The 6,108-nt window shown below is 37.8% G+C and carries 10 protein-coding genes; 9 read left to right on the forward strand and 1 reads right to left on the reverse strand.

What is annotated here, in order from left to right; genetic code table 11:
* Nucleotides 1–67 precede the first annotated feature (67 nt).
* Nucleotides 68–244, reverse strand: coding sequence for a DUF29 family protein (locus tag BY447_RS23660; protein ID WP_199226941.1), 177 nt, complete (start codon nt 242–244; stop codon nt 68–70).
* Between the two features lie 112 nt (nt 245–356).
* Between BY447_RS23660 and BY447_RS19730 the strand changes: the two genes are divergently transcribed.
* The 9 genes from BY447_RS19730 to BY447_RS19770 form a co-directional block, all read left to right on the forward strand.
* Nucleotides 357–746: an AbrB/MazE/SpoVT family DNA-binding domain-containing protein gene (locus BY447_RS19730; RefSeq protein WP_097094027.1), complete on the forward strand. Its 390-nt coding sequence runs from the start codon at nt 357–359 to the stop codon at nt 744–746.
* A gap of 114 nt (nt 747–860) precedes the next feature.
* The gene (locus BY447_RS19735; RefSeq protein WP_199226942.1) at nt 861–1,622 is read left to right on the forward strand and encodes an SDR family oxidoreductase; all 762 of its coding nucleotides are present in this window, start codon (nt 861–863) and stop codon (nt 1,620–1,622) included.
* A 138-nt stretch (nt 1,623–1,760) separates the two neighbouring features.
* Nucleotides 1,761–2,429, forward strand: a complete 669-nt coding sequence (locus BY447_RS19740) for a M91 family zinc metallopeptidase (RefSeq protein ID WP_097094026.1) — start codon at nt 1,761–1,763, stop codon at nt 2,427–2,429.
* 18 nt (nt 2,430–2,447) lie between these two features.
* The gene (locus BY447_RS19745) at nt 2,448–2,927 is read left to right on the forward strand and encodes a CesT family type III secretion system chaperone (RefSeq protein WP_097094025.1); all 480 of its coding nucleotides are present in this window, start codon (nt 2,448–2,450) and stop codon (nt 2,925–2,927) included.
* Nucleotides 2,928–2,954: 27 nt separating this feature from the next.
* Nucleotides 2,955–3,584, forward strand: a complete 630-nt coding sequence (gene xopG, locus BY447_RS19750; RefSeq protein WP_097094024.1) for a XopG/HopH/AvrPtoH family type III secretion system effector — start codon at nt 2,955–2,957, stop codon at nt 3,582–3,584.
* A 39-nt stretch (nt 3,585–3,623) separates the two neighbouring features.
* Entirely contained in the window at nt 3,624–4,301 is a 678-nt protein-coding gene (locus BY447_RS19755) for a M91 family zinc metallopeptidase (RefSeq protein WP_097094023.1), read from the forward strand.
* Between the two features lie 19 nt (nt 4,302–4,320).
* Nucleotides 4,321–4,953, forward strand: a complete 633-nt coding sequence (locus BY447_RS19760) for a M91 family zinc metallopeptidase (RefSeq protein ID WP_097094022.1) — start codon at nt 4,321–4,323, stop codon at nt 4,951–4,953.
* A 20-nt stretch (nt 4,954–4,973) separates the two neighbouring features.
* A complete protein-coding gene (locus tag BY447_RS19765) occupies nt 4,974–5,597 on the forward strand; it encodes a M91 family zinc metallopeptidase (RefSeq protein ID WP_158280081.1) in 624 nt (207 codons plus the stop codon).
* A gap of 12 nt (nt 5,598–5,609) precedes the next feature.
* A partial coding sequence (locus BY447_RS19770) for a M91 family zinc metallopeptidase (RefSeq protein ID WP_199226943.1) occupies nt 5,610–6,108 on the forward strand: 499 nt, incomplete at its 3' end.

Below are 6,108 nucleotides of genomic sequence, written 5' to 3' on the forward strand. Positions count from 1 at the left end.
TTCGAAGAATTTTTTTTTCAGAATTTTGGGCAAAAAAAATGCCCCAAAGGGGCATTAATAGGAGAGGTTAGGGATAGAAGGTTTCGTTTATGAAGGTTTCAAATTCCCAGGGACAAAGCTGAGGAAAAGTGATTTCATCTAAACCGGTTTCTTTTACGGCCATAAGAATCGCGTCTTCATAAGCGTTCGAAATGACCTCAGGAAGTTTGCTTTTAAGGCTAGGGTTATCCTTAAGACTTCTCAAATTGTAATTCAGATTGATTCTGAGAGACGACAGGATAAGCCTGAGATCTCGCTAGATTGAAACCTCAAGTCGTCGTCTCTATAATGTATAAACAATAAGAGGAGGATTCAAGATGTTAACGCTACAGATCAAGAGATGGGGCAATTCAGCCGCCATCAGAATTCCGAATTCAGTTCTTCAACAACTGGCGTGGACAGACGGCGAAACCTTACAGGCTCAGGTGATCGATAGACAGCTTATCATCAGCAAACCGAGTTCATCTGTTGAGGTCGATAACGCGTTGTATCAAACAATCGATGAAGCCGGTATCGACGTTTCCGAGTTAGTAAACAAAATTCTCTCAGGCGCTGCAAAAACAATCACAAGCAAAGCCAGTGAAGAAACAAATACTTCGTTCACCTTAGATGAACTCATGAAAGCTTATCCAGCCGGAGAGGTCGAGCTTTCGGAAGAGGATCGAGCCTGGTTGAACATGAAACCTGTTGGAAAAGAAATTCTCTGATACTGCCTCAACCCGCGAAATCGCGGGTTTTTGCCTTTCAATTCGCACACCTTAAAACGCCTGAATCTGTCTCTCAGATAACATCGCCTCGTTGATTTCATTCAACAATCACATATGAAAATCATAGAGGGTATAAAATTGAATCAAGCTCATAAAGTCGCACTCGTTACAGGTGCTACAGGCGGTATCGGTGAGGCTATCGCAGAACGTCTGGCTAAAGATGGTTTCGCTGTAGCTGTTCATTACTCTGGCAACAGCCAGAAAGCCTCAGCCCTGGTTGAGAAAATCGTTTCTCATGGCGGTCATGCTACCAGTGTTCAGGCTGACATCAGTGATTCTGCATCGGTTAAAAACATGTTTGATGAAGTGATGCAGATCAAAGGGAGCATTGACGCGGTGATCAACAGCGCGGGGATCATGCCAATGGCAAAAATCGAACCTGATAATATTGAGACGTTTCAGAAAATTGTGAACACAAATCTCATCGGTTCTTACCTCGTACTGTCTCATGCAGCTCAACTGGTCTCTAACGGCGGTCGAATCATCGCTTTTTCATCAAGCGTTGTGGCTAAAAATTTCCCTGGTTACGGTGGTTACATCGCCTCAAAACTAGGGGTAGAAGGTCTTGTTCGCGTACTGGCGAATGAACTCAAGGGGAGGAACATTCGTGTGAATTCTGTCGCACCAGGCCCTACAGGTACGGACCTTTTTTATAAAGGGAAAACTGACGAACAAATTGAATGGTTTAAGGGACAATCACCTTTGGGCCGTATTGGTACGCCGGAGGACATCGCTGAAGCGGTAGCGGTTTTAGTTGGTCCTGGAGGCGAATGGATCAATGGTCAAATCCTTCGTGTTAATGGCGGTTTTGCTTAATATCCTTTTCAAGCCCTGCATCAGCAGGGCTTAACGTAGCTTTCCTTTTTTATCATTATAATTCATACACTAATCTTTTTTTTGGAACTGATTTGTTAATTATTTAACTAATTATTATGTCTAAAAAAAGAGGTTAACATGAAATATGTTGAAAGATACAGCAGAGAGGCTCCTTATATTTTAATTGCTGGGTATGATGATAATGATTTAAATGCTATAGAAAGTTCACTCAAAAAAATAAAAAGCAAACCGATAGGAAATACTCTCTTAAAAAAAATAGAAGAACTATCAGATAATGGAAGGTTCGTAAAAATAGCATGTCTATATCATATAGGTCACACGGCACGACCGATGCTTACTGAATCTCAATTAAATTATTTCAAAAGTTTAAAACTTAGCAATAATCCGTATGACAAAGATCATAACTCTCTAGCCTCTTATATTTCACGCAAGCCTCCATCAAAATCACGTCGAGAAGGGACATCAGCATACATTGAATTTGATCCTACTCAATCTGTAGATGTTGATAACGGGGAGCCAAAACGCAGTCATAGACGTGACTTAGTATTTGTTTCACTGGTTCATGAATTAATTCATTCTCTCAGATTTTTAAAAGGTAACTCACTCGTAGGACATAATGGAGATAGTCAAGATCCTTCATCACCAGCTATGGAAGAAGAATATCGAGCTGTTGGATTAGGTCGCTACGCTGACAGACCTATTACGGAAAATACGATTCGTGCAGAACACGGTTTACAGCTCAGAAAATCATACTTAATTCCTCGTCGGTTACAAAATGTTTTTTAAATAAAAATTGAGATTACTATGACTCCTGAAAAACTTTTTCAAAAACTGCAACCTCTATTCAGACAACTTCGCGTTCCAGATATGCAAATGAATCCTCATGGTTACTATTCTCTTACGTTAGAAACAGGGGAGGTTTATCTTGAGAAAACTGAACTAAACACACTAATCATGATTGCTTTTCTTCCCATGCCTGAAAATCCGGGCGAGGAAATGCTCTTGGAATTATTACAAGCAAATCTAACTCCAGATCAAGAATCAATCATTACAATTGCAGCTGACAAAGAAGAAAATAAGCTCGTATTATGGGGGGGGTTGAAAGAAGAAGAGATTTATCTTGAAAAAATGATGATGATGCTTGAGAAAATAAATATTACTCTTGCTGTCATTTCAAGATGGTTTAATAAGTTACTTGAAGAGGACGACAATAAAAAAGGGGAGTTAGAAAAAACGAAATTTCAAAGCAATCAAACAGAACAATTTTTAAATCAAAGAAAATAAACAATATTAAAAGTAAAAAGTGAAAAGATGATGAATTTCATACAGCGAAGCAAGACTGTTCCAGAAATAATGATTGAATCATATGAAACAGGGGGATATGATAAGGCTGAAAGTGCTTTAGCTAAAATAAATTCAAAACCAAACGGAAGAAGTATCATTCAGGAGGTCGTCAGAAACACACAAAATGGGAAGTCACTTAAAATCATAGTCAGTTCACTTGAGCACGCGAAGGCAAGACCTGTGCTGACTGAATCACAAATGAAGGCTTATAAAGCCAATCAAATGACTTTTGATGAGAATATCAAAACTGCTTATATATTAGCAAGTGCTATTGATTTTGGTATTAAGGGGGAAGGGACAAGCGCTCATATTACCTGGAACCCTAATGAGGGATTAATCATCAATAAAAACGGAATGAGAGAGAAAGGAGAAAATGCTGAGTATTCGTTTGCTGATCTGGTTCATGAACTTGTTCATGGTTATAGAATTATGAAAGGGTCATTTACAGGAGAGTTTAACGGAAAACCGAAAAACCCAGGCACACCAACCTGGAATGAAGAGGTGCGAGCGGTAGGAATGGCAGCATACAGTAACGAAAACAAGTCTGAAAATGGCGTCAGAAAAGAACATGGTTTGAATGTAAGAAAGCAATATTAGTGAGTTTTGAAGTTAATATGGAAAAACATTGGATGACTTATGTTAACATCAAGAAGCAGTTTTGCAGCTAATATCGTAATTGATGCTAGCTCAGCGGAAGATATTAAAGAAGTTGATTTTAAATTAAAACAGATAGCAAGCAAAAGTGTTGGTCATGGGCTGCTGAAGGATATTGCGGCAATGAGTTCACAAGAAAAATTTGTTGTGATTACCGTAAACAGAAATAAACCGACTTCTGTTCATCATACTTTATCAGGTCCAAAATATTTTAAACTAGTGACTGGCAAAGATCCTAGAGTGAAAAATAAACTTAATGTTGGTGTTTTCAGTAAACCCAGCCCCGATGGAACTCATGGCGAAGGTTCAAGTGCAAACATTTCTTTCAATCCTGATGTTTCGATTTATGTAGATGAACATGGTAATCCTTATGCAGCTAAAACAGGAGAGGAATCATTTATAGGCTTGGCACATGAATTGATTCATACTTTGTATATGATGAATGGCATGTGGTTAGGGGGGCAACGTGTAGATACTTATTTAACAGAAGATAAGGGGGTAAGGGAAGAGGAAGATCGTGCTGTTGGATTAGGGGAATATCAAAATGAAAAATATACAGAAAATAAAATCCGGCAGGAACACAATCTTCCTTTGCGTAGTTCTTATGTTTCAATCATGAGTTCACAGGAAGCTGAAAAACTAGGAATTGTTATTAAGTAACTATCAATCGGAGAATATTATGCTTCAAGCATTGCCATCGGCTGTAGTGACAAACATTATTGTTAATTATACAAATGGGAACCAATTCAACAGTTGTGAAAGAGCTTTGTCTCTAATAAGAAGCAGACCAATCGGTAATGATTTATTAAACGAAATACAAAGTCTCGGGGCTGAGGGTAAACAGATTCGAATTATTATAGATAACGCTGGAGTAAATAATTCAAAATCCGTTTTAAGTCCTAAGCAGGCTATCGATTGGAATGCATCTCCAGATGAGAACGATCTTGTTAATAACCATATTGCTGAAGAGCTTTCAAGTAAAATGACTTATCCAGTTGGCGGTTCTCGAGAAGCTGGAACAAATGTTCAAATAACATGGAATAATCGAATATCAGGAAATGTTAGAAACGGAATCCCAACAAATGATTATCAACGTGTTAATAATTACATCCCGCTTTCTCATTTGCTTATTCATGCCCTACATATAATGAAAAGTGATGTTCTAACTGATAGTCATGAGGAACAAGCTCGGACAGGTGTTAAGCGCGCTGCTGAAGAGAGGCGGACGATTGGGATAGGCGAGTTTCAATTTGAAAAATACAGCGAAAATAATATTCGACGAGAACATGAGCTAGAGCCGAGAATTAAATAGTAATGAATTTAAGGATTGATATGAGAAATATCGTTAATTCTTTACACTTAAAAAATCTAAGTATTGAGTATAATCATTATAGCGATCTCATTGACCTTGACTTTAGTCTTAGGAAATTAAAAAGCAAACCGAACGGGAAAGCACTCCTTGAAGAAATAGAACGTCTAAATGAAAATGGAAGAAAAGTCCATCTTGTCATAGACCAAACACTTAAAAATAATTCACATGCTACTCTTTCAGCTCAAGAAATTCTTGAGTATGACGCTTTAGATGATGATGATTTGTATATGCTTACAATTGCTTATTATCATTCCATTCTTAATTTTAATGGCGAAAAAGGGAAGGGTTCAAATGCAGTTATTCAATGGAATCCCTTTCTATCAAGTGAACTTGACAGAGCAGGGAAGCCAAATCCTTCTTTAAATTCCTCAAACAATTTCATTAACCTCGGACATCATCTCATTCATGCATTTCATATGATGGAAGGATCTGTTCTTATAGATCCTATTCTTGAAAATCTGGATAATGAACCATCGACTTTAGAGGAGAAACGGGTGATAGGGATGAATGAATTTCGCAACGAACGATTTTCTGAAAACAGTCTACGTAATGAACATGGCCTCACTTTCCGAATGGAAATATAATGTGGTGACAAAATGACAATTACACTAACAACGAGCCACATAGCAAAAAATATCGTTGTTGAATATGAAAATAAAGAGCAATGGCATGTAGTTGAATCAGCCCTCCAAAAAATAAATTCTGGTCCGATAGGTCATGAATTGTTAGTAGAGTTAAGGGATATATCTGTAAGAGGGAAAAACATAAAAATCACTCCTAACGAAATTGATACTTTTATCGCCCCCCGTTTGACGATGTCTCAAATAAAAAGATTCAATGTGCCATATGATGAATTTGATTCTTATCATAGTGAGATTGCAGAAAGTCTTGCTCGAAGAGATGGTTTAGTTTCAAAGGGACCAGGAACATCGGCCACGGTTTACTGGAATCCTGCTTTATCAGCAGGGATTAAAGATGATGGTCATCCTTTCCCAATCTTAGATCCTTCAATATCGTATGTTTCACTCTCACATGAACTTATTCATGCATATCATATTGTTGATGGTGTTTATCATGGTGGTATTAAGGATAATA

The organism is Pantoea sp. JKS000250 (genome assembly GCF_003201065.1).
GTDB classification, from domain to species: domain Bacteria; phylum Pseudomonadota; class Gammaproteobacteria; order Enterobacterales; family Enterobacteriaceae; genus Pantoea; species Pantoea vagans.